Origin of the sequence: Saccharothrix luteola, from assembly GCF_020859565.1 — a bacterium.
GTDB classification, from domain to species: Bacteria; Actinomycetota; Actinomycetes; order Mycobacteriales; family Pseudonocardiaceae; genus Actinosynnema; species Actinosynnema luteola.
Map to the genome: position 1 here is coordinate 142,619 of NZ_JAJHUO010000027.1, position 21,465 is coordinate 164,083.

20 protein-coding genes are annotated in these 21,465 nt (G+C 72.4%); 10 read left to right on the forward strand and 10 right to left on the reverse strand.

The annotated features are described in order from the left end of the window. Positions 1–3: 3 nt before the first annotated feature. The 5 genes from LNK82_RS33780 (at position 4) to LNK82_RS33800 (ending at position 3,308) form a co-directional block, all read left to right on the forward strand. A complete protein-coding gene (locus LNK82_RS33780; protein WP_230570971.1) occupies positions 4–753 on the forward strand; it encodes an SDR family NAD(P)-dependent oxidoreductase in 750 nt (249 codons plus the stop codon). A gap of 124 nt (positions 754–877) precedes the next feature. After that, the gene (locus LNK82_RS33785) at positions 878–1,252 is read left to right on the forward strand and encodes an SSI family serine proteinase inhibitor (protein ID WP_230570972.1); all 375 of its coding nucleotides are present in this window, start codon (positions 878–880) and stop codon (positions 1,250–1,252) included. Between the two features lie 205 nt (positions 1,253–1,457). Beyond that, complete coding sequence (locus tag LNK82_RS33790; protein ID WP_230570973.1) at positions 1,458–2,132, forward strand: hypothetical protein; 675 nt, start codon at positions 1,458–1,460, stop codon at positions 2,130–2,132. Next, a complete protein-coding gene (locus LNK82_RS33795) occupies positions 2,119–2,634 on the forward strand; it encodes a phage holin family protein (protein ID WP_230570974.1) in 516 nt (171 codons plus the stop codon). Before LNK82_RS33790 ends, LNK82_RS33795 begins: the two co-directional genes overlap by 14 nt. Further along, positions 2,610–3,308 (forward strand): DUF3618 domain-containing protein, encoded by a 699-nt coding sequence (locus tag LNK82_RS33800; protein ID WP_230570975.1) that lies wholly within the window; start codon positions 2,610–2,612, stop codon positions 3,306–3,308. Before LNK82_RS33795 ends, LNK82_RS33800 begins: the two co-directional genes overlap by 25 nt. Before the next feature lie 85 nt (positions 3,309–3,393). Here LNK82_RS33800 and pcaC read toward each other — a convergent pair whose 3' ends face one another. The 7 genes from pcaC to LNK82_RS33835 are packed head-to-tail and all read right to left on the reverse strand — an operon-like array spanning position 3,394 to position 8,729. Continuing rightward, on the reverse strand, positions 3,394–3,756 hold the full coding sequence (pcaC, locus tag LNK82_RS33805) for a 4-carboxymuconolactone decarboxylase (RefSeq protein ID WP_308257386.1): 363 nt from the start codon (positions 3,754–3,756) through the stop codon (positions 3,394–3,396). After that, the gene (pcaD, locus tag LNK82_RS33810; RefSeq protein WP_230570976.1) at positions 3,753–4,502 is read right to left on the reverse strand and encodes a 3-oxoadipate enol-lactonase; all 750 of its coding nucleotides are present in this window, start codon (positions 4,500–4,502) and stop codon (positions 3,753–3,755) included. Before pcaD ends, pcaC begins: the two co-directional genes overlap by 4 nt. Further along, entirely contained in the window at positions 4,499–5,887 is a 1,389-nt protein-coding gene (gene pcaB / locus LNK82_RS33815) for a 3-carboxy-cis,cis-muconate cycloisomerase (RefSeq protein WP_230570977.1), read from the reverse strand. The genes pcaD and pcaB overlap by 4 nt, the downstream gene beginning before the upstream one ends. Then, positions 5,862–6,434, reverse strand: a complete 573-nt coding sequence (pcaG, locus tag LNK82_RS33820; RefSeq protein WP_230570978.1) for a protocatechuate 3,4-dioxygenase subunit alpha — start codon at positions 6,432–6,434, stop codon at positions 5,862–5,864. The genes pcaB and pcaG overlap by 26 nt, the downstream gene beginning before the upstream one ends. Further along, positions 6,427–7,149: a protocatechuate 3,4-dioxygenase subunit beta gene (gene pcaH / locus LNK82_RS33825; RefSeq protein ID WP_230570979.1), complete on the reverse strand. Its 723-nt coding sequence runs from the start codon at positions 7,147–7,149 to the stop codon at positions 6,427–6,429. Before pcaH ends, pcaG begins: the two co-directional genes overlap by 8 nt. A 36-nt stretch (positions 7,150–7,185) precedes the next feature. Then, positions 7,186–7,908 (reverse strand): CoA-transferase subunit beta, encoded by a 723-nt coding sequence (locus LNK82_RS33830; protein ID WP_230570996.1) that lies wholly within the window; start codon positions 7,906–7,908, stop codon positions 7,186–7,188. A 23-nt stretch (positions 7,909–7,931) separates the two neighbouring features. Further along, positions 7,932–8,729 carry a CoA transferase subunit A gene (locus LNK82_RS33835; RefSeq protein WP_230570980.1) on the reverse strand — a complete coding sequence of 266 codons (798 nt, stop codon included), beginning with the start codon at positions 8,727–8,729 and terminating at the stop codon, positions 7,932–7,934. 186 nt (positions 8,730–8,915) lie between these two features. On the opposite strand from LNK82_RS33835, the gene LNK82_RS33840 reads away from it, so the two are divergent. From LNK82_RS33840 to LNK82_RS33850, 3 genes are all read left to right on the forward strand, one after another. Next, the gene (locus tag LNK82_RS33840; protein WP_230570981.1) at positions 8,916–10,484 is read left to right on the forward strand and encodes a DUF4331 domain-containing protein; all 1,569 of its coding nucleotides are present in this window, start codon (positions 8,916–8,918) and stop codon (positions 10,482–10,484) included. 61 nt (positions 10,485–10,545) lie between these two features. Continuing rightward, positions 10,546–11,808, forward strand: coding sequence for a tetratricopeptide repeat protein (locus LNK82_RS33845; protein ID WP_230570982.1), 1,263 nt, complete (start codon positions 10,546–10,548; stop codon positions 11,806–11,808). Then, the gene (locus LNK82_RS33850) at positions 11,805–13,148 is read left to right on the forward strand and encodes a nickel/cobalt transporter (RefSeq protein ID WP_230570983.1); all 1,344 of its coding nucleotides are present in this window, start codon (positions 11,805–11,807) and stop codon (positions 13,146–13,148) included. Before LNK82_RS33845 ends, LNK82_RS33850 begins: the two co-directional genes overlap by 4 nt. Before the next feature lie 19 nt (positions 13,149–13,167). Here the strand turns inward: LNK82_RS33850 and LNK82_RS33855 are convergent, their stop codons facing one another. Continuing rightward, positions 13,168–13,854 carry a maleylpyruvate isomerase family mycothiol-dependent enzyme gene (locus LNK82_RS33855; RefSeq protein WP_230570984.1) on the reverse strand — a complete coding sequence of 229 codons (687 nt, stop codon included), beginning with the start codon at positions 13,852–13,854 and terminating at the stop codon, positions 13,168–13,170. 101 nt (positions 13,855–13,955) lie between these two features. On the opposite strand from LNK82_RS33855, the gene LNK82_RS33860 reads away from it, so the two are divergent. Beyond that, a complete protein-coding gene (locus LNK82_RS33860) occupies positions 13,956–14,789 on the forward strand; it encodes a septum formation family protein (RefSeq protein ID WP_230570985.1) in 834 nt (277 codons plus the stop codon). Positions 14,790–14,797: 8 nt separating this feature from the next. Here LNK82_RS33860 and LNK82_RS33865 read toward each other — a convergent pair whose 3' ends face one another. After that, positions 14,798–16,198 (reverse strand): PP2C family protein-serine/threonine phosphatase, encoded by a 1,401-nt coding sequence (locus LNK82_RS33865; protein ID WP_230570986.1) that lies wholly within the window; start codon positions 16,196–16,198, stop codon positions 14,798–14,800. Positions 16,199–16,293: 95 nt separating this feature from the next. On the opposite strand from LNK82_RS33865, the gene LNK82_RS33870 reads away from it, so the two are divergent. Continuing rightward, positions 16,294–20,739, forward strand: coding sequence for a hybrid sensor histidine kinase/response regulator (locus tag LNK82_RS33870; RefSeq protein WP_372470716.1), 4,446 nt, complete (start codon positions 16,294–16,296; stop codon positions 20,737–20,739). A gap of 223 nt (positions 20,740–20,962) precedes the next feature. On the opposite strand, the gene LNK82_RS33875 is transcribed toward LNK82_RS33870, so the two are convergent. After that, positions 20,963–21,465, reverse strand: a 503-nt coding sequence (locus tag LNK82_RS33875; protein WP_230570987.1) for an IS30 family transposase, incomplete at its 5' end; no start/stop codon positions are given.

Sequence of the window (21,465 nt, forward strand, 5' to 3'; positions counted from 1 at the left end):
CCCGTGACAGGACTTCTCGCCGACACGGTCGCGCTCGTCACCGGGGCCGGCGGGCTCATCGGGCACGGGATCGCGGTGCGGTTCGCGCAGGCCGGTGCGGCGGTGGTGGCCCACAGCCGGCGAAGTGACGTGTCGGCGCTCGTCGCGGAGATCACCGCGAGCGGCGGCCGGGCGGTCGGGATCCGGGCCGACCTCGCCGAGGAGGACGAGTGCCGGCGGCTGGTGCGCGAGGCGGCCGAGTGGGGCGGTCGGCTGGACGCGGTGGTCAACAACGCGGGCGTGCAACCGGTGCAGGAACTGCCCGGCATGACGGCCGGGCAGTGGCGCGCGGTGGTGGACGTGAACCTCACCAGCGCGTTCTGCTGCACGCAGGCCGCCGCGGAGGTGCTGCCGGCGGGCGGTTCGGTCACCCACATCGCCTCGATCGAGGGCACGCGCCCCGCCGCCGGGCACGCGCACTACAGCGCGTCCAAGGCCGCCCTGATCATGCACGCGCGGTCGGCCGCGCTGGAGTACGGGCCGCGTGGCATCCGGGTCAACACCGTCTCCCCCGGCCTCGTCGACCGTCCCGGGCTGGCCGACGACTGGCCCGACGGGGTCGAGCGGTGGACGAGGGCCGCGCCGCTCGGTCGGCTCGGTCGACCCGAGGACGTTGGTGACGCCTGCGTCTTCCTCGCCTCCCCGATGGCGTCGTGGATCACCGGGAATGACCTGGTGGTGGACGGCGGGATCAGCGCGCGACCCACTTGGTGAGCCATTCCCGGCGCAGTGGAAACGTTAATTCACAGATTACGACATCCCAGTGAGATGGGAATCCGACCGAATACGTGCCACCCGATCGGGTCACCCCGGGGCCATGCGACGAACACGAACCCTCATGGCTTCCCTGTTCGCGTCCGGCCTGCTGGCCGCTCCGCTGATCGCCACCGGCACGGCGTCGGCCGCGCCACCGGAGACGGACCTCGTGCTGGCGGTCTACCAGGAGGAAACCGGCGTCGACAGCACCCGGCTGACCTGCGACCCGGCGGCGGGTGACCACCGCGCGGCGCAGGCGGCGTGCGGTGAGATCGAGGCCGCCGACGGCGACTTCACGCAGTTGGCGGGCACCGAGCCGCAGGTGTGCACCTTCGACTACCGGCCGGTGACCGCGGTCGCGTTCGGCTCGTGGCGCGGCACTCCCGTGCAGTACGTGCAGGAATTCCCGAACCGGTGCGTGATGGAGCAGGAGACGGGCACCGTTTTCTCGTTCTGACCGGCTGACCGGATAATCAACCGACTACCACGACGACCCTGCGGCCGAAACACCGGCCGCGGGGTCGTCATACATTTTTCACCTATTCCGCGCCACCGCGCGAACGGCGGGCGCGGGCCGGGATCGTTGTCGTTGAGAAGGAGGTTAGGCCGCGGCCACGGGGGTAGCTGGGTAGGGAGAGCACGCCGACCTTGAGGAGTCAGTCGTGGACGAGAACCAGGTGGGTGCGGTCCGCGAGACCGCCGGACAGGAGGGCGCGGCCGTGGCGCAGCACGCCAGGCAGGCGGCCGGGGACGTGCGTTCGACCGCGCGCGAGCAGGTCGGGCAGGTGGCCCACGAGGCGACGGGCCAGGCCAAGCACGCGGTGCACGACATGCGGGAACGGGTCGCGACCGAGGCCGAGGAGCAGGCGCGGCGGGTGTCGCGGCAGATCGACCGGATCGCCGACGAGCTGGGCACCATGGCCGACGGCTCGGGTCCCGATTCGCTGACCGCGGGCGCGTTGCGCCAGGTCTCCGACGCCGGTCGGCAGGCGGCGCGGTACCTCGACGAACGGGGTGCGCGCGGGCTGCTCGACTCGGCGCAGGACTTCGCGCGGCGCAAGCCGGGGACGTTCCTGATCGGCGCGGCGGTGGCCGGTTTCCTGGTCGCACGCGCGGCGAAGAGCATGAGCGCCGGCGACCAGCAGCAGCCGCGGTACCCCCAGCGCGGCTACGCCGACCAGACGACGACGCCGGTGACCACGTCCTCGACCACGCCGACCGCCGTGCCGACGCCGAGCTCGACGCCGTCCTCGCCGTCGCCGGTGCCGTCCGAGTACGGCACGCCGTCGCCGCGCGCCCCTTACCAGCCGGAGGGATCGCCGTATGTCCAGCGCTGAGACCCGCTTGACCGATGGCCGGGTGCCGCAGGTGCAGGGCCACGTGCCGGAGAGCCGCACGCCGAGCGGTGCGATGCCGGCGAGCGGTGCGACACCGCCTCCGGGAGCCGTGCCGCCGATCGAGGACGAGCCCTCGTTGGGCCAGCTCGTCGGCGAGCTGACCGAAGACCTGTCCCGGCTCATGCGCCAGGAGCTCGAACTCGCCAAGGCCGAGATCCGGCAGGAAGCCGGCAAGGCGGGCAAGGCCGCCGGGATGCTCGGCGCGGCCGGTTTCGCCGGGTACATGACCGCGGTCCTGCTCAGCCTCGCGCTGGCGTTCGGCCTGGCGACGTTCATGGGCCTGGGCTGGGCGACCCTCGTCGTCGCCGTGCTGTGGGGCATCGCCGGGTTCGCCCTGTTCTCCACCGGCCGCTCCCGGCTGCGCCAGGTGAACCCGAAGCCGGAGCGCACCATCGAGACCTTGAAGGAGGACGCGGAATGGGCCCGTCACCCGACCAAATAAGGCACGACATCGACCGGACCCGCGCCGAGCTGGTGGCGGACGCCAACCGGATCGTCGACCACGCCAGGCCGCGCAACATCGCGCACCGCCGGGCCGACCGGGTCCGACACCGGATGAGCACGTTGAAGGAGCGAGTCATGGGCACGGTTCCGGAGACCGCCTCGACCGTGCAGGACCGCACGGCGGGCATGGCGTCCACCGTGGGCGAGAAGGCGCAGGGCGCCGCGTCCACCGTCGGGGACAAGGCGCAGCACGCCGCGTCCGCGGTCGGCGAGAAGGCCCAGGAGGCCGCGCACGCCGTGCAGCAAGCGCCTGAGCAGGCACGACAACAGGCACGCGGCAACCCGCTGGCGGCGGGCCTGATCGCGTTCGGCGCGGGTGCGCTGGTCGCGACCCTGATCCCGGCGACGCGGGCCGAGCAGGACGCCGTGCGACAGCTCAGCGAACGCGCCGGCGGCGCCATGGAGCCGGTGAAGGAGGCCCTCACCGAGTCCGCGCAGAAGCTGAAGGACGAGGCGGGCACCGTCATGGGCGAGGCGGCGGACCAGGTCAAGCAGGTCGCCCAGGAGGCCAAGCAGACCACCGTGGAGCAGGCCAAGGGCTCCGCCCGGGAAGTCGGCCAACACGCCCGCGAATCCGGGCAGCAGGTGAAGTCCGAGGTCCGCGGTCAGTGACCCGGCAGGCCGACGGCGCCGACCGAGTGTCGGCGCCGTCGGCGTGCGCAGGCCAAGCCGCAGCCGGCCGAGGCGCGACAGCAGGTCACTCCGACGCCAGGATCGGTTGGGCCACGGCGAACGCGCGGTTCGCGGCCGGGACGCCCGCGTAGACGCCCACCTGCAGCAGCACTTCCTTGATCTCGTCAGCCGTCACGCCGTTGCGCAGCGCCGCGCGCACGTGCATCGCCAGCTCGTGCTCCTGCCCGAGAGCGGCCAGCATCGCGAGCGTGACGCAGGACCGCACCCGCCGGTCCAGTCCGGGCCTGGTCCACACCTCGCCCCACGCGTAGCGGGTGATGAAGTCCTGGAAGTCCGCGGTGAACGCGTCGGTGTTCGCGACCGCCCGGTCGACGTGCTCGTCGCCGAGCACCTCCCGCCGCACGCGCATGCCCTCCTCGAAGCTCACAGGTGACCCTCCAGGATCGCCGACACCTCGTCGGCCGCCTCCACGTTCGCCAGGTGCGCCCCCGGCACGAGGTGGAACGACGCGCCCGGCACCGAGTCGGCGATGAAGCGACCCCAGTCCGGCGGCGTGGCCTCGTCGTCCGCACCCGCGACGACCGCCGTCGGCGCCTCGATCACCGGCAGCACGGACCGCAGGTCCATCGCCGCCAACGCCTCGCAGCACCCCGCGTACCCCTCATCGTCCACTGAGGACAGACCGGTCTCGAAGGCGGCCACCACCTCGGGCGACCGGGAGCGGAACGCCGGGGTGAACCAGCGGCCGGCTGCCGCGGCGGCGAGGGAACCGGTGCCGGACGACCGCACGGCCGCCGCGCGGTCCAGCCACGGCTGCGCGCTCGGGAACCCGGCCGCCGTGCAGCACAGCACCAGCCGCTCGATCCGCTCCGGCGCGTGCCCGGCCAGCCACATGCCGACCATGCCGCCCATCGACACGCCGCAGTACGACACGCGGGCCAGCCCGAGCGCGTCCAGCAGCTCCAGCACGTCGTCGGCGAGGTCGTCGATCCGGTACGGCCCCGGCGTCGCGCCGGAACCGCCGTGACCCCGGTGGTCGTAGCGCAGCACCCGGAACCGCCGGTGCAGCGCGGGCAGCTGCCGGTCCCACAACGCGGTCGTGGTGCCGAGCGAGTTGCCCAGGACGACGACCGGCGCGTCCGGCGGCCCGCTCAACTCGTAGTGCGGCTTCACGGCCGCCTCCTCCCCCGGTGCGCCGCGAGGGCGCGGTCGGTGAACTCGCCCGCGCTGCCGGTGTACCCGGCCGGGTCGAGCGCGTCGTCGATCTCCTTCTCCGACAACCCGATCCGCAGGTCGGCCAGCAGCGCGTCGCGCAGCGACTGCCCGGCCGCCACCGCGGTCCGGCACACCTCGCCGACCAGCTCCTGCGCCTCCGACCGGCCGATCTCGCCGGCCAGCCGCACGGCCACGTTCTCGGCCATCAGCAGCCCGCCGGTCAGGTCCAGGTTGCGGCGCATCCGCTCCGGGTCGACCCGCAGCCGCGACAGCAGCTCACGGGTGCCGCGCACCGCGCCGCCGACCAGCCGCAGCAGCTCGGTGACGGTCTGCCACTCGCTGTGCCACGCGCCGGCCGCGCGTTCGTGCTCCTGCGCCATCGCCGACAGCACCGTGGCCACCAGCCCCGGCACGCGGCGGGTGCACGCGGTCACGAGGACCGCGCGCACCGGGTTGTGCTTGTGCGGCATCGCCGACGACGTGCCGCCGTCGCCCTCGGCCACCTCGGCGACCTCGGTCTGCGCCAGCAGCACCACGTCCTGCGCGATCTTGGCCAGCACCCCGGACGCCTCGCCGAGCGCGCCCGCCAGCTCGGCCACCCTGGTCCGGTTGGTGTGCCACGGGATCAGCGGCGCGGCCAGGCCGAGCTGGGCGGCCAGCTGCGCGGTCAGGTCGCCGCCCGAGCGCACCGCGGCCAGCGTGCCCGCCGCACCGCCGAACTGCACGGCCAGCCGCCGCGTGCGCACGCGGGTCAGCGCGGTCTCGGCCTCGTCCACCGCGACCAGCCAGCCCGCGCACTTGAGCCCGAACGTGGTCGGCAGCGCGTGCTGGGTCAGCGTGCGGCCGGCGATCAGCGTGTCCCGGTGCCGTCGCGCGAGCCGCTCGCACTCGTCGGCCACGCCGCGCAGCCCGTCCAGGATCGGCCCGAGCGCGCGGAACGCGACCAGCGACAGCGCCGTGTCGAGCACGTCCTGGCTGGTGGCGCCGTTGTGCACGGCCGCGCGCCCCTCCGCGGTGACGTGCGCGCCGATCGCCCGGACCAGCGGCACGACCGGTGTGCCCGACGTGAGGGCGCCCTCGCCGAGGACGACCGGGTCGTAGTGGCCGACGTCGATGGCGGTGACGACCATCCGGGCGGCCTCCTCGGACACGATGCCCGCCCTGGCCTGCACGATCGCCAGCGCGCGCTCGAAGTCCAGCATGGCGCGCAGCCACGCCCGGTCGCAGGTCTCGTCGTCCACGTCCGGGTCGGTGAACAGCGTGCCCCAGAGCGACCGCGTGCCCGGTTCGCGCGGCCCGGACGACCGGCCGCCGTGCTCAGAGGTCGAAGAAGACGGTTTCATGCTCCCCTTGCAGGTGGATGTCGAAGCGGTAGCCAGGTGGCTCCCCCTCGGCGATGAGCGTGGGCCGCCTGGTCGGGTCGATCGAGGTGAGCACCGGGTCGTCGGCGTTGGCCTCCTCGTCGGGGAAGTAGATCCGCGTGACCAGTCGCACCAGCATGCCCCGGCAGAACACCGACACGTCGAGGTGGGGTGCCTGCGAGCCGCCCGCCGCACCGCCGCCGCCCACCGGCAGCGGGCCTGGTTTGACGGTCAGCAGCGAGTACCGCCCCTCGGGGTCCGTGGCGCTGCGGCCGAAGCCGCGGAAATCCTTCCACCGCACCGCGCCACGCGGGTCGTCGGGGTGGTCGAACCGGCCGTCGGGGTCGGCCTGCCAGGTCTCGACCACCGCGTCCGGCACCGGCGCGCCGGCGCCGTCGTACACCGTCCCGCCGATCCAGAACGCGCCCGGCGTGCCCTCGGGCACCACGAACGGGCCGTCGGACCACACCAGGCCGAACGAGAAGAACGGGCCGACGGTCTGCGACGGCGTCGTCCGGAGTTCACTCATCGTCGTCCTCCTCTTCGAGCGGTGTCGGGTTCTTGCCCCGCAGCACGATGTCCCATCGGTAGCCCAACGCCCACTCGGGCACGGTGGTGCCCAGGTCGAACCGGGCCACCATCGCCTCGCGGGCCTTCGGGTCGCGGACCGAGTTGAAGATCGGGTCCTGGGCGAACAGCGGGTCGCCCGGGAAGTACATCTGGGTGATCAGCCGCTGGGTGAACGCGGTGCCGAACAGCGAGAAGTGGATGTGCGCGGGCCGCCAGGCGTTGTCGTGGTTGCGCCACGGGTACGCGCCCGGCTGGATCGTGGTGAACGAGTACCGGCCCTCGGCGTCGGTGATGACGCGGCCGACGCCGGTGAAGTTCGGGTCCAGCGGCGCGGGGTGGCGGTCGGCGTCGTGCCGGTACCGCCCGCCCGCGTTGGCCTGCCACACCTCCAGCAGGGTGCCCGCGACCGGCCGGCCGTCGCCGTCGAGCACGCGACCGGCCACGATGATGCGCTGGCCCTGCGGCTCGCCGTCGTGGCCGAGGGTCAGGTCGTTGTCGTGCGGACCGACGCGGCCCTCGCCGAGCAGCGGCCCGGTGATCTCGCCGATCCGCTGCGGCAGCAGCTCGAACGGCCGGTGCGGCGCCCGCAGCACGTTGGACCGGTACTCGGGGAAGGCCACGGGCGGGTGTGCCGGCGCGTCCGGCCGGTAGGTGTGCGGCAGGTGGGTCGGCACCGGGTTCTCCTGTTCGTCGTGCCGAGGGGGAATGGCCTAGCGGGTCAGCTCGCGGAGCACGGCGAGTTCGTGGTCGGTCGGCGGTTCGCCGCGGTCCAGCTCGTCGGCGACCTTCAGGTCCCACCCGGTGCGCTCGCGCGCGGTCGCCAGGTCGACGCCGGGGTGCAGCGCGGTCAGCACCAGCTCGCACGTCCGCGGGTCGGGCCGCAGCACGCCGAGGTCGGTGATCACCAGCCGCGGCCCGGCGCCGGACAGGCCGAGCTCCTCCCGTCCACCCGGCCCGGACCCGAAGCCGAACGACGTGACGAAGTCGACCCGCTCCACGAACGCACGCCTGGTCTGCCGCACCACCACGACCACCTCGCGGCACGACGCGGCGATCTCGGGCGCGCCGCCCGCGCCGGGCAGCCGCACGCCGGGGTTGCGGTAGTCGCCGCCGATCACGGTCGTGTTGATGTTGCCGAACCGGTCCAGCTGCGCCGCGCCGAGGAAGCCGACGTCGATCCGGCCCGGTTGCAGCCAGTAGTTGAAGATCTCCGGCACGCCGACCACGCTGACCGCCGTGTCGGCCAGCACGCCGTCGCCGATCGACAGCGGCAGCCGGTCCGGTTTCGCGCCGATCGTGCCGGACTCGTAGACCAGCACGAGGTCCGGCGCGTGCGTGCGGCGGGCCAGGTTGGCCGCGGTGCTGGGCAGGCCGATGCCGACGAAGCACACCGCGCCGTCGCGCAGCGCCCGTGCCGCCGCGACCGTCATCATCTCGTCGGACGAGTACCGCGCGCTCACGCGACGCTCTCCAACCACTGCGCGAACCGGTCCCGGTCGCGGCTGATCTCGTCCCACGCCACGTAGAAGTCGTTGTCCCGCACCGAGTAGTCGTGCGCGTAGGACGGGTGCGCCCCGCCCGGCGCCTCGGCGACGTAGTCCACCACCCACGACGGCAGCACCACCGCACCCGGCCGGGGCTGCAGCTCGTCCACGACCTCCTCGACGGTGACGAGCGAGCGGGTCGCGGCCAGCACCGCCTCCTTCTGCACGCCCGTGATGCCCCACAGCTGCACGTTGCCGTGCCGGTCGGCGCGCTGGGCGTGCACGACGGCGGCGTCCAGTTCGAGCGCGGCGACGGCGGTCAGCACCTCCCCGGTGAACGGGCAGGTCACCGACGCGATGTTGGCGGTCTGGGCGGGCAGGTCGGTGCCGGTGTAGCCGCGCAGCACGGCGAACGGCAGCCCGGACGCGGCGGCGACGTACCGGTTGGCCATGCCCGCGTGGCTGTGCTCCTCCAGCTCCAGCGGGCGCGGCCACCCGTGCTGCACGGCGTCGCGGAACCGGTGCAGCGAGCCGACGCCGGGGTTGCCGCCCCACGAGAACACCAGCTTGCGCGCGCAGCCGGCGCCGATGAGCTGGTCGTAGAGCACGTCGGGCGTCATCCGGACCAGGGTCAGGTCGCGCCTGCCCTGCCGGATCACCTCGTGCCCGGCGGCGAAGGGGATCAAGTGCGTGAACCCCTCGAAAGCCACGGTGTCGCCGTCGCGCACGACCTCCGCGACGGCCTCCGCGAGGGGGGCGATGGTGGCCAATCCGACCTCCCGTTCCGACCGCCGTGAACCGGCTTCGACGTGCGGCGAACGCTAGGTAGGCCGTCCGGAACGGGTCAACGGGATCTTCCACTCACCGGAAGCACCGACCCCCTACCTTCTGAACCGGACGTGCCCGCGGGCCGAACTCCCTCATGTCAGCCCGCGCACCCGTTGGAGGGATCGAGCATGTCCACACCGCTCACCGGCCGCCGTGCCGCCAAGGCGGTCGCGCTGGCCGCGGTCGGCGCCACGGCGCTGGCCACCGGTCTGCTCGGCGCGTCCGGTGCGGGCGCGTCGAGCCACCGCGAGGCGCCGCTGATCGCGGGCGACCCGGCGGTCGACAACACCGACGTCTACGCGTTCGTCAGCCCCGACCACCCGGACACCGTGACGCTGATCGCGAACTTCTCCCCGTTCCAGGAGCCGAACGGCGGCCCGAACTTCTACCCGTTCGCGACCGACGCGCGCTACGACCTGAACGTCGACAACGACGGCGACGCCCGGGCCGACCTCACCTACCGCTTCACGTTCCAGAACGACGACCGGCGCGGCAAGTCGACGTTCCTGTACAACAACGGCGCCGTGACGTCGTTGGACGACGAGAACCTGCTGTTCCGGCAGACCTACGCGCTGGAGCTGGTGGACCGGCGGGGCGCGTCCACGAAGCTGGTGGGCAAGGGCAGGGTCGCGCCGTCCAACACCGGGCCGAAGTCGATGCCCGACTACCGCGCGTTGCGCGACCAGGCCATCACGCCGATCCAGGGCGGCGCGAAGGCCTACGTCGGGCAGGCGGACGACTCGTTCTTCCTCGACCTGCGGGTGTTCGACCTGCTCTACGGCGGCGACCTGTCCGAGGTCGGGCAGGACACGCTGCGCGGTTTCAACGCCAACACCATCGCGTTGCAGGTGCCGAAGGCGTGGCTGGCGTTGAAGGGCGACGCGAAGCGCAACCCGGTGATCGGGGTGTGGGGCGACACCGAGCGCCGCTCGATGGAGCTCAGCCCCGGCCGCTACCGGGCGCACGGTGACTGGGTGCAGGTGTCCCGGCTGGGCAACCCGCTGGTCAACGAGGTGGTGGTGCCTGCGGGGCTGAAGGACAGGTTCAACTCGCTGACACCGGACCAGGACGGCAAGGTCAAGGAGCTCGTGGACCGGGTGACGAACCCGGAGCTGCCCGCGCTGGTGGAGGCGATCTACCGGATCCCCGCGCCGAAGGGCCGCCGTGACGACCTGGTGGAGGTCTTCCTGACCGGCATCACCACGGAGCTCGGCGGTCCGATCAAGGCCGACCTGAACTCACAGGTCCTGAACGCCGACGTGGACGAGCGCGAGTTCGTGCCGTCCGAGCAGCTGCGGCTCAACATGGCGGTCCCGCCGGCGGCCGAGCCGAACCGCCTCGGCGTGCTCGTCAAGGACAACCAGGGCTTCCCCAACGGGCGCAGGCTGTCCGACGACGTGCTGGACATCGGGTTGCAGACGCTGGAGGGCGCGGCGGTGAACGGCGTGGTCGAGGCGCTGGCCGCCGGCGACAAGGTCGACGCGAACGAGAACGCATTCGAGAAGCAGTTCCCGTACGTGGCCCTGCCGAACAACACCGCGGTCAACGCCGGCGGCGCCGAGGTCGCGATCAAGCCGACAGCGGGTGGCGGCGTACCCACCGCGCCCCTGTTGAGCGGACTGCTCGCCATCCTGCTGATCGGCGCCGGGGCCTGGGTCCTGCGCCACCGCGTCCAGCAGGACCCCCCGACCGAGTAGTCCGCGTCCCCCTTGGAGGGTCTCCCCTCCCTCCAAGGGGGACATCCCCCGGGAGGCCGCCATGCTCCGGCTCGTCGCCGTCACCGCCGTCGTCGGCGGGATCGCCCTGCTCGTCACGACCGTGACCTCGCTGTCCACTTCGGACGCTCCGGCGCCACCGGCCGGCGCGGTGGCGGAGGTCGCCGCGCACCGGACCGTCTCGGCGTTGCAGGACAAGCTGCGCCGCACGCCGTCGGACGCGGGCGCGTGGGCCGCGCTGGGGTCGGCGTACGTCGAGCAGGCGCGGATCACCGGCGACCCGTCGTACTACGAGAAGGCGCAGGGCGCGCTGGACGCGTCGTTGCGTCACCAGCCGGAGGGCAACGGGTTCGCGTCGATCGGGTTGGGCGCGCTGGCGAACGCGCGGCACGACTTCGCGGCGGCCCGGGACCACGCGTCACGGGCGCAGGCCGTGCTGCCAGGCACCGCGGAGGTGTACGGGGTGCTGGCCGACGCGTTGACGCAGCTCGGGATGCCCGCCGAGGCCACCGCCGCGGTGCAGCGGATGCTGGACCTGGAGCCCGGCGTCCCGTCGTTCACGCGGGCCGCCTACGACCTGGAGCAACGCGGGGACGTGCCGGGCGCGCGCGAGGCGCTGGAGCGGGCGTTGGACGCGGCGGGCGCGGCGCCGGACGTGGTGTTCTGCCGCTACCACCTCGGTGAGCTGGCGTTCGACAACGGTGACCTGGACGAGGCGCTGTCGCAGTACTCGCAGGGGCTGGTGGTGGACCCGCGCGACGTGATGTCGTCGCAGGGCAAGGCGAAGGTCCTGTTCGCGCGCGGTTCGGTGGACGAGGCGCTGCGGCTGTACTCGGAACTGGTGCAGCGCGCGCCGTTGCCGCAATTCGTGCACGAGTACGCCACCATGCTGCGTGCGGCGGGACGTGACCCCTCTCCGCAGTACGCCGTGCTGGAACGGCAGTTCGCGCTGGTGCCGGACGACCTGGCGGCGTCCGCGGTGGCGGCGGACCGGGGTGACGCGGTGTCGGCGTTGCGGCTGGCGGAGGCCGAGTGGGGACGGCGGCAGCACGTGCTGGTGGCGGACGCCCTGGCGTGGGCGTTGCACCTGAACGGTCGGCACGAGGAGGCGTTGGCGTTCGCCGACCGCGCGGTCTCGACCGGGTGGCACAACGCCGCCTTCCTCTACCACCGGGGCGTGATCCTGGCCGCGCTGGGACGCGGTGACGAGGCGGCGGGGGTGTTGGACGAGGCGCTGCGGATCAACCCGCACTTCTCGTTCGTGGACGCCCCGCGGGCGCGTGCGGCGCTGGACGGTCTGCGGTGAAGGTCCTCGGCCTGGTGCTGCTGGGGTTGCTGCTGTTCCCGGCGCAGGCGGGGGCGCACCCGTTGGGCAACTTCACGGTCAACCACTACCACGGGATCACCGTGCACCCGGATCGCGTGACCGTGCGCGCGGTGGTGGACATCGCCGAGATACCCACGGTGCAGGAGCGGCCGGCGGAGGTGTCCGACTACGCGGCACGCGAGTGCACCGCCCTGTCGCGGGCCACGTCGGTCGAGGTGGACGGCCGGGCCGTGCCGGTCGACGTGCGGTCGAGCGCGGTCGAGTTCCCGCCCGGTGACGCGGGGCTGGCGACCACCCGGCTGACGTGCGTGGTGGAGGCAGGCGCGTCGGGGTCGACGGTGGCGGTGCGGTCCGGGTACCGGGACGACCGAGTCGGCTGGCGGGAGATGACGGCGGTGGGTGACGGCGTGGCGCTGCTCGACCCGCCGGTGCCGGCGGTGAGCGTGACGGGTGAGTTGCGGGAGTACCCGGACGACCTGCTGGCGGACCCGCTGGACGTGCGTTCGGTGGTGTTGGAGGTCGGGGCGGGGTCGTCCGCGCCGGTGGTCGGCACGGCGGTGGGCGGGTCGTCGGTGTGGGGTGCGGCCACGCGGGCGTTCACGTCGTTCGCCGGCGTTCGGGACCTGACGCCGTTGGTCGGGGTGTCGGCGGTGCTGTTGTCGCTGGTCCTGGGCGCGGGGCACGCGGCGTTGCCGGGGCACGGGAAGACCGTGATCGCGGCGTACCTGGCGGGTCGGGCGGGCAGGCCTCGGGACGCCTTGGTGGTGGGTGCGACGGTGACCGTGACGCACACGGCCGGGGTGTTGGTGGTGGGGTTGCTGATCAGCGCGACCAGTGCGGTGGCGGGTGATGCGGCGCTGCGGTGGGCCGGGGTGGCGAGCGGCCTGCTGGTGGCGGCGATCGGCGTCGGGTTGCTGCGCACGTCGCTGAGGGAGCGTCGGCCCGTGCTCGTCGGCCACGGGCACGGGCACGGCCACGGGCATGGGCATGGGCATGGGCATGGGCATGGTGTCCGGCCGCGTGGTCTCGTCGGCATGGGTGTGGCCGGTGGTCTGGTGCCGAGCCCGTCCGCGCTGGTCGTGCTGCTCGGCGCGGTGGCGTTGGGCCGCACCTGGTTCGGCGTGCTGCTCGTCCTCGGCTACGGCCTCGGCATGGCCGCCACGCTGACCGCCGTCGGCCTCGTCCTGGTCCGCCTGCGGGACCGGCTGGCCGCCGTGGAACGCCTGCGCGACCGCCTGACCGCCCTGCCCGTGATCACCGCGGCGCTCGTGCTGACCGTCGGCGTGGGGCTGGCCGTGCGGGCGGGATCGGGGCTGTGAGCACCTCGCGGACGCTGGATCAGTCCGGCAGATCCTGACGGCGCACCGGGTACGCCGGCCACGGGCCGAGTTCCGGCAGCGGCGCGGCGGAGGTGGGCGGCTCGTCGGGCACGCGGCCGGCGAGCCAGGCGGCGAGGTCGCGCACCCCGCCGGCCACCTCCGTCCCCGCGCCCCACGTCCTCGGCACGTCGGTCGCCCGCAGGGACACGCCGGCGGGCAACCGCGGCAGCAGCACGCCGATGGTGTGCACGGCGAAGTCCGCGCCCCACTCGGCGGGCCGGACGCCGAGGTCGAGGTCCAGCAGGTGGATCCACACCTCGCGCCAGCGCGTGAACACCGGCGGGACCGGGTCGGCCTCGTCGGGGTCGACCGGCTCCGACCAGTCCACGATGCCCGCCCACGCCCGCTCCAGGCGTTCGGACTGCTCGGCGGTCGCGGCACGGTGCTCGTCAGCGCTGCGGGACGCGGTGGCCTCGATGATCGCGTCCCGTTCTCCGGGCTCCCACATCGCGACCCGCTCGCCACGGGAACGGTGCTCGATCACCCGGCTGCGCGCGCGGGCGGCGTCGGCGAGGTGCGCCAGCACGTGCCCGCGCGTCCAGCCCGGCAGCAGCGACGGCTCCGCGACCCGCGCGTCGGTCAGGTCGGCGATCGCGTCGAGCAGGCGGCGGTGGGCTCGCGCGATCTCGTCGAGGGGTGGCTCCACCGCACCGATCCTAGGGACCCGGGAGGCCGGGTGCGCCGTGCCGCAGGCAGGTTGCTGCCACGACAGCGCCGGTGCGGGTGGCGGGACCTTACGTTGGCCCGGTGGTGGATTCCCTGTGGTGGCGCGGCGTTGCCGGGGTGCTCGCGCTCGTGCTGCCGAGTGCCTGCGGCAGCGACCCCGTGCCCGGCACGCCGAGAGCGGTGCCGTCGGTGGTGACCACGACGTCCGCCGAGCCACCGCCGAAGCGGGTGGGGACCTACGGACCCGGAGACTGCCTGGCCATCGTGGACAACGCCTTCCAGCCCGTCGGCTGCGAGCGGGAGCACGAGGCGGAGGTGGTGCTGTCCGACCACCTGCCGCACGGCTTCCCGGCCGACTTCCCGCCGGTCGGCACGACGATCTCGCCCACGTGCCGGACCGCGTTGGCCGCGTACCTGGCCGGTCCGGACGCCGAGGCCACGCGGCTGGAACACCGGGTCCTGTGGCCGACCCGGGAGCAGTGGGCCGCCGGTGAGCGGTGGTTCGCCTGCGCGATGCTGGAACGCGGGCCGGACAACAAGGCGGCGACGCGGACCGGGAGCCTCAAGGGCGCGCTCTCGGCGGGTCTCGGCGCGCTGCGGCGGTGCTACGCCGGCGAGCCGCTGGACGAACCGGCCCGGGTCGTGCCCTGCGACCAGCCGCACCGCAGCGAGGCCGTGCCCGGGGTGGTCCGGCTGGGCTCCCACACCGATCCCGTGCCGAGCTACCGGACGATGATGGAGCTGTCGCTGGCCCCCTGCACCCGGGCGGTCGAGGCCTACTTGGGCGGGTCACGGCCCGGTGTCACGGCGCACTCGGTCATGCCGGCCCCGGAGTACTGGTCGTCCGGCGCCACCTACGCCGTCTGCTACGCCATCAGCGCCGAACCGGTGACCGGCACGCTCGGCGCGCGCTAGCCGCTCCCTCAGGACGCCGCTTGCAGCACCAGCAGGGTCAGGTCGTCGTGCTCCCCCTGCCCGAGCCAGTCGAACACGACGCGCCGCAGGTGGTCCGACACCGCCTCGGCCGACAGCCCGGCGCAGTCCGCCAGCGCCGCCTTCAGCCGCACGTCGCCGAACAGCTCCTGCCGGTCGTCGTGCTGGCGCGCCTCGGTCAACCCGTCGCTGTAGAGCAGCAACGTCTCCCCCGGCGCCAGGGCGACCGACGTCTGGTTGAACCGCACCTCCGGCAGCACGCCGACGATCCCGCCGTGCACGGCGATCTCGTCCACCCGGCCGTCGGCGCGCAGCACGAGCGGCGCGGGATGGCCGCCGGCGGCCAGGGTCAGCCGCAGGCCGCCGGTCTGGACCGGCATCACCGTGCCGACGACGAGGGTGGTGAACAGGCGGCTGCCAGCGGCGCGCAGAGCGGCGTTGAGCAGGTACAACAGCTGCGCGGGCCGTTGCTCGACCACGAGCAGGGTGTGCAGGCTGCGCCGCACCCGGCTGCTGTGCACGGCGGCCTCCAGCCCGTTGCCTGCCACGTCGCCGAGCACGAACGCCGCGCTGCCGTCCTCACGCGGGTGGACGTCGTAGAAGTCGCCGCCGACCAGCACCCGCCGGTGCGCCGGCTCGTAGACGCAGGCCAGGTGGACGCCCGGGACCTCGGGCAGGGGCACGGGCAGCAGGTCAGCCCGCAGCGCCTCCACGGTCTGCTGCTGCTCGCTGAACCGGGTGCTCGCCTCGACCGCCGCGGCGGCCCGTGCCGCGTACCGCTTGAGCAGGTCGACCTGCCACGTGCCGCCGAAGCACACCAGCGCGGCGCCCTCGGTCAGCGGCACGGCCACGCCGACACCGGACGCGCCCCACGGGCCCTCTCCCAGTTCGGTCAGCTCGGCGTGCTCGACCAGCCGTTCCAGCACGGCGGTGAGGCCGGGCGCGGTGCCGGCGACCTGGCGGGTGGTGCGGGCCACGGCCACGTCCCCCGCGGGCGTGCGCCGCCACCATTCGAGACGGTTTCGGAGGCCGGGCAGCACCAGGACGGTGTGCTCGGCGGGCGCCAGCTCGACCACGGCGCGCAGCGTCGCCGCGCGGTCCGTGAGCGACACCAGCCGGCGCGCGGCGTCGTCCAGGAAGTCGTCCACGCCCCGGTACAGGGCGACCCAGCCGTCGCCGAGGTCGTGGCGCCGCCCGCGACCGGTGCCGTCGTCGGCCAGCACCGAGCCCGTTCGGACCTGCGGGAACAGGGCGGAGGCGAGAGGGTTGACCAACCGGACGACACCTTCCGGGTCCAGCACGACGACGGCCTCGTGGAAGCCGTCGACCACACGACGCCACGCGTCGAGGTCGAGGCCCGTGTCGGCGCCTTGCCGGTAGCCCTGGGCCATCACGGCTCCTGTGTGTCGGGTCGACCCAACCTATCGGACAAGTTGCCTCCAACAGTGGCAGGCTTGGCGCAGTTCCGCTGACATCGGAGGCTCGTGTGACGACCGCCCAGGACGACACGGACGTGACCCTGTCCCGACTGCTGACCGCGATGCGTGAGATGAAGGACGGCAATTTCCGCCGTCGTCTCGTAGTACCACGCGACGGGGTGACAGCCGAGATCGCCGAGGTCTTCAACGAGATCGCGGAGCGCAACCAGTGGCTGGTGGGCGAGCTGGTCCGGGTACGGCAGTCCGTCGGCCAGGAGGGCAGGCTGGGCGAGCGGCTGGCCCCGAGCACCGCGACCGGTGGTTGGGCCACGGCGGCCGACTCGGTGAACGGCCTGATCGACGACCTGACCAGGCCGACCGCCGAGCTGAGCCGCGTGCTCGCCGCGGTCGCCGAGGGCGACCTTTCGCAGGAGATCGTGGTGGACGCGCGCGGCGAGGTCGCCGTGCTCGTGGAGAGCTTCAACTCGATGACGGCCACGCTGCGGACGTTCGCGGGCGAGGTCACGCGGGTGGCGCGCGAGATCGGCACCGACGGGCGGCTGGGCGGCACGGCGGTCGTGCCGGGCGTGGCGGGCACGTGGAAGGACCTGACCGACTCGGTCAACTTCATGTCCGACAACCTGACCAAGCAGGTCCGCGACATCGCGCAGGTGGCGACGGCGGTGGCGCAGGGCGACCTGTCGCAGAAGATCACCGTGACGGTGGCGGGCGAGATGCTGGAGCTGAAGGACACCGTCAACACGATGGTGGACCAGCTGTCGTCGTTCGCGGATGAGGTCACCCGCGTGGCCCGCGAGGTCGGCACGGACGGACGGCTGGGCGGTCAAGCCCAGGTGCCGGGCGTCGGCGGCACGTGGCGCGACCTGACCGACAACGTCAACTTCATGGCGAACAACCTGACATCGCAGGTCCGGAACATCGCGCAGGTGGCGACGGCGGTGGCGCAGGGCGACCTGTCGCAGAAGATCACGGTCGACGCGCGCGGCGAGATCCTGGAGCTGAAGTCGACCATCAACACGATGGTGGACCAGCTGTCCTCGTTCGCCGACGAAGTCACCCGCGTGGCCCGCGAGGTCGGCACGGACGGACGGCTGGGCGGTCAAGCGCAGGTGCCGGGCGTCGCGGGCACCTGGCGGGACCTGACCGACTCCGTGAACTTCATGGCCGGCAACCTGACATCGCAGGTCCGCAACATCGCGCAGGTCACGACGGCGGTCGCGCAGGGCGACCTGTCCCAGAAGATCGACGTCGACGCGCGCGGCGAGATCCTGCAGCTCAAGACCACCATCAACACGATGGTCGACCAGTTGTCGTCGTTCGCGGCCGAGGTCACGCGGGTGGCGCGCGAGGTCGGCAGTGACGGGCGGTTGGGCGGTCAGGCGCAGGTGCCCGGGGTGGCCGGGACCTGGCGCGACCTGACCGACTCCGTGAACTTCATGGCCGGCAACCTGACATCGCAGGTCCGCAACATCGCGCAGGTCGCGACGGCGGTGGCGCGGGGTGACCTGTCGCAGAAGATCACCGTCAACGCGCGGGGCGAGATCCTGGAGTTGAAGGACACCATCAACACGATGGTCGACCAGCTGTCCTCGTTCGCCGACGAAGTCACCCGCGTGGCCCGCGAGGTCGGCACCGACGGACGGCTGGGAGGTCAGGCGCAGGTGCCGGGGGTCGCGGGCACCTGGCGGGACCTGACCGACTCGGTCAACTTCATGGCCAACAACCTGACGGCCCAGGTCCGGTCGATCGCCCAGGTGACGACGGCGGTGGCCGGCGGCGACCTGTCCCAGAAGATCACGGTCGACGCGCGCGGCGAGATCCTGGAGCTCAAGTCGACCATCAACACCATGGTCGACCAGCTGTCCTCGTTCGCCGACGAAGTCACCCGCGTGGCTCGCGAGGTCGGCACCGACGGACGGCTGGGCGGTCAGGCCAGGGTGCCGGGGGTCGCCGGCACGTGGAAGGACCTCACGGACAACGTCAACGTCATGGCCGACAACCTGTCCACGCAGGTCAGGTCCATCGCGGCGGTGGCGACGGCGGTCGCGGGCGGCGACCTGTCCAAGAAGATCGCGGTCGAGGCGAAGGGCGAGGTCGCGGCGCTGGCGGACACCATCAACGGCATGGTGGACACGCTGCGCGCGTTCGCCGACGAGGTCACCCGCGTGTCGCGCGAGGTCGGCACCGAAGGGATCCTCGGCGGTCAGGCCCGCGTGCCGAACGTGGCGGGCACCTGGAAGGACCTCACCGAGAACGTCAACTTCATGGCGAACAACCTCACGTCGCAGGTGCGCAACATCGCCCAGGTGACGACGGCGGTGGCGCTGGGCGACCTGTCGAAGAAGATCGACGTCGACGCGCGCGGCGAGATCCTGGAGCTGAAGACCACCATCAACACGATGGTCGACCAGCTGTCCTCGTTCGCCCAGGAGGTCACGCGCGTGGCGAGGGAGGTCGGCACCGAGGGCAAGCTCGGCGGCCAGGCCGAGGTGGAAGGCGTCTCGGGCACCTGGAAGCGGCTGACCGAGAACGTCAACGAGCTGGCCGGGAACCTGACCCGGCAGGTCCGCGCGATCGCGGTGGTGGCGACGGCGGTGACGGCGGGCGACCTGACCCGGCAGATCACCGTCGACGCCTCCGGCGAGGTCGCCGACCTCAAGGACAACATCAACCGGATGATCGGCAACCTGCGGGCGTCCACCCGCGCCAACCAGGAGCAGGACTGGCTGAAGACGAACCTGGCCAGGTTGTCCGGCCAGATGCAGGGGCACCGGGACCTCAACGCCATGGCGTCGCTGGTGATCAGCGAGCTGACACCGCTGGTGTCGGCGCAGCACGGCGCGTTCTTCCTGGCCGACCCCGAGTCGAACGCCCTGGACCTGACCGCGTCCTACGGGTACACGCCGCGCGGCGGTCGGCCCACGCGGTTCACGCGCGGCGAGTCGTTGGTCGGGCAGGTCGCGGTGGAGAAGAAGACGGTGCTGGTCACCGACGTGCCGCCGGGGTACATCGAGATCGGCTCCGGGCTCGGTTCGGCGCCGCCGGCGAACCTGGTGATACTGCCGATCGTGTTCCAGGGCGAGACGCTCGGCGTGATCGAGCTGGGGTCGTTCGGCGAGTTCACCGAGGTGCACCTGGACCTGCTGGACCAGCTCAAGGAGAACATCGGCGTCAACCTGAACACGATGCTGGCGAACGCGCGGACGGACACCCTGCTGGTGGAGTCGCAGCGGCTGACCGAGGAGCTGCGGGCCGGGTCGGTCGAGCTGGAGGCGCGAGCGCGGCAGCTGTCGTCGGCGTCGAAGTACAAGTCGGAGTTCATGGCGAACATGTCGCACGAGCTGCGCACGCCGTTGAACAGCCTGCTGATCCTCGCGAAACTGCTGGCGGACAATCTGGACGGGAACCTGAACCCCAAGCAGGTGGAGTTCGCCAAGACGATCCACTCGTCGGGCACCGACCTGCTGCAGCTGATCGACGACATCCTGGACCTGACCAAGGTCGAGGCCGGTCACATGCAGGTGCAGACGGACCCGGTGCACGTGTCCGACGTCGTCGGGTACGTGGAGGCGATGACCTCGCCGCTGGCCGCGGAGAAGGGGCTGGCGTTCGAGGTCGTGGTGGAGCCGGACGTGCCGCCCACCCTGCACACCGACGAGCACCGGTTGCAGCAGATCCTGCGGAACCTGTTGTCGAACGCGGTGAAGTTCACGCACGACGGTGAGATCAAGCTGCGGATCCGGGTGGTCGAGGGCTCGGTCGCGTTCGACGTGCAGGACACCGGCATCGGCATCCCGTCGGAGAAGCTGTCGGTGATCTTCGAGGCGTTCCAGCAGGCGGACGGCACGACGTCGCGGAAGTACGGCGGCACCGGGTTGGGCCTGTCGATCAGCCGGGAGCTGGCGGCGTTGCTCGACGGCCGGTTGGACGTGCGGTCCGAGCCGGGCGTCGGGTCGACGTTCACGCTGTACCTGCCGTTGGCGGAGCAGGGCCTGGTGCCGCCCGTTCCGGTGGAGCCGGAGGTCGTGCCGGAGCTGCTGACGCCCGCCGACGACCCGGCGCAGCAACTGGTCGCGCCGTCGGAGCTGCCGCCCGCGCCGATGCGCTTCCACGGCGAGAAGGTGTTGATCGTCGACGACGACCTGCGGAACGTGTTCGCGCTGACGAGCGTGTTGGAGCTGCACGGGTTGCAGGTGATCTACGCGGACAACGGGATCACCGGTGTGCGGGCGTTGGAGCAGTACGACGACGTGACGCTGGTGTTGATGGACATCATGATGCCGGAGTTGGACGGCAACGCCACCATGGCCGCGATCCGGGCGATGTCGCGGTACGCCGACCTGCCGGTGATCGCGGTGACGGCCAAGGCGATGAAGGGTGACCGGGAGAAGTCGCTGGCTTCGGGCGCCACCGATTACGTGACCAAGCCGGTGGACACCGAACACCTGCTGCGCCTGATCGCCTTCTACCTGGGCGTCGACCAATCCGACTAACCCGCACCCGCGCGTGTCGAACCTTCCGGTACCGCGTGTCGAACGCTCAGGTCCCGCGTGTCGAACGTTCAGAACGCGAGAGTCCTACGTTCAGGGCGCGAGAGTCCTACGTTCAGGGCGCGAGAGTCCTACGTTCGGGATAGCCGAGTTGAACGTTCGGGGCGGGTGGTCCTGTCCGGCTCGATTTGACAGGTGGATTCCAGCGGTCGTCGCATCACGGTGGTCAACTGCTGTCGGTGAGGAGTTTAGTGAGGCGCTCGGCTGGGGTGTCCCAGTCGAGTGTCTTGCGTGGGCGGCGGTTGAGTTGGGCGGCGACGGCGGCGAGGTGTTCGAGTGTGTGGACGGACAGGTCGCTGCCTTTGGGGAAGTACTGGCGGAGCAGGCCGTTGGTGTTCTCGTTGCTGCCGCGTTGCCAGGGGCTGTGCGGGTCGCAGAAGTAGACGGGCATGTCGGTGGCCAGGGTGAACTCGTGGTGGCGGCCCATCTCCGAGCCCTGGTCCCAGGTCAGCGAGCGGCGCAGGTGTGCGGGCAGGGTGGTCATGGTCGAGACCAGGCCGTCGCGGACGGTCTCGGCGTCGTGGCGTGCGGGCAGGTGGACCAGCAGCAGGTAGCGGGTGGCGCGTTCGACCAGGGTGCCGATCGCGGAGGTGCGGCCGCCGCCGATGATCAGGTCGCCTTCCCAGTGGCCGGGGACGGCGCGGTCCTCGACCTCGGCCGGCCGGTCGC